Genomic DNA, 1,242 nt, shown 5'->3' on the forward strand with positions numbered 1-1,242 from the left:
GGCGGTTTCAAGGAGCTGTCGCAACACCTCGAGTTCGTGCGGGGTGTGTGTGATGGGTGGGGTGCTGCGGTCGCGGGCGCGGGTGCGGGAGTTCTGGCGGGCGCGGTTGGCGGGCCTGGATCATCAGCAGGCGTGCGCCCGGGTCGGCGTGTCAGACGACGCCGGGTGGCGGTGGGTTCGTGAGTCTGGCGGGATGATCCCGCCGCTGGTCGAGCCCACGGGCCGCTACCTGTCGCTGGCCGAGCGTGAAGAGATCTCCCGGGGGCTGGCCGCGGGCCGGTCGCAGGCCGAGATCGCCCGGCAGCTGGGCCGGGACCGCTCGACGGTCAAGCGGGAGATCGACCGCAACCACGTGTCCCGCGAGCGTCGGGGGGCGCACTCGCGCGGCAGCGCGCCGGGCCCGGTCGGGCCGGCGCGGCCCGGGCGGCGGGTGGACCCGCGTCAGGCGCGCCAGCAGGCGTATCGCGCGGGGCCGGCGCAGGCCAAGGCCGAGGCCCGGGCCCGGCGCCCGAAGCCGACCAAGTTCAGCGGGCATCCTGAGCTGGTCGCCGAGGTCGCGACGCGGCTGAAGAAGTGCTGGAGCCCGCAGCAGATCGCGCATGACCTGGGTGAGCAGTTCCCCGACCGCCCGGAGATGCAGGTGTCCCACGAGACGATCTACCAGGAGCTCTACGTGCAGGGCCGGGGCAGTTTGCAACGCGAGCTGCACCGGTGTCTGCGCCGCGGGCGCGCGGTCCGCCGGCCCCAGGCGTTCACCGGCCGCTCGTCGCGGAGCTACATCACCCCGGAGATCATGATCTCCGAGCGGCCCGCCGAGGCCGCCGACCGCGCGGTGCCCGGGCACTGGGAGGGCGATCTGATCCTCGGCGCCAACAACGCCTCCGCGATCGGCACCCTGGTCGAACGCGCCACCCGGTTCGTGCTGCTGGTGCACCTACCGGCCCGCCACGACGCCGAAGCCGTCCGCGACGCCATGATCCCCACCATCGCGGCCCTGCCCGAGGCGCTGCGCCGCTCGCTGGCCTGGGACCAAGGCTCGGAGATGGCCCGCCACCGCGAGATCAGCATCGCCGCGGACCTGCCGATCTACTTCTGCGACCCGCACAGCCCCTGGCAGCGCGGCAGCAACGAGAACACCAACGGGCTGCTGCGCCAGTACTTCCCCAAGAGCAGCGACCTCTCCGTCCACACCCCCGCACACCTCGCCGCGGTCGCCGCCGAACTCAACGAACGACCCCGAAA

1 protein-coding gene is annotated in these 1,242 nt (G+C 73.2%); it reads left to right on the forward strand.

Annotation, left to right across the window (positions count from 1 at the left end; all coding sequences use genetic code 11):
- Nucleotides 1-115 precede the first annotated feature (115 nt).
- A partial coding sequence (locus HH311_RS30770) for an IS30 family transposase (protein WP_396027476.1) occupies nucleotides 116-1,242 on the forward strand: 1,127 nt, incomplete at its 3' end.

The organism is Actinomycetospora sp. TBRC 11914, assembly GCF_012933465.1.
Classification (GTDB): Bacteria; Actinomycetota; Actinomycetes; order Mycobacteriales; family Pseudonocardiaceae; genus Actinomycetospora.